The sequence below is a fragment of the Stenotrophomonas sp. IS26 genome (genome assembly GCF_054188265.1).
Map to the genome: position 1 here is coordinate 1 of NZ_JBSZJV010000049.1, position 360 is coordinate 360.

Annotated in this window: 1 protein-coding gene; it reads right to left on the reverse strand. The window is 63.6% G+C overall.

Going from position 1 to position 360, the window contains the following annotated elements; all coding sequences use genetic code 11:
• Positions 1 to 360, reverse strand: a 360-nt coding sequence (locus ACW6W5_RS17875; protein ID WP_458233682.1) for an SIS domain-containing protein, incomplete at both ends; no start/stop codon positions are given.

The following is a 360-nucleotide window of genomic DNA, read 5'->3' on the forward strand; positions in this document are numbered from 1 at the left end:
ATCGATGCGGCCATGCAGCTTGCCCAGCACCACGGTGAGCTGGAACAGTGCGGCCAGCTGGGTGGTGAAGGCCTTGGTCGAGGCAACGCCGATCTCGGCACCGGCACGGGTGTAGCAGACCAGTTCGCTGGCGCGCGGAATCGCACTCTCGGGCACGTTGCAGATCGAGAGCGTATGCAGGTGGCCGAGCGACTTGGCGTACTTGAGCGCTTCCATCGTATCCAGCGTTTCGCCGGACTGGGAGATGGTGACGATCAGGTGCTTGGGATTCGCATAGGCGGCGCGGTAACGGTATTCGCTGGCGACTTCCACGCTGCACGGCAGGCCGGCAATCGCTTCGATCCAGTAACGCGCGGTCAG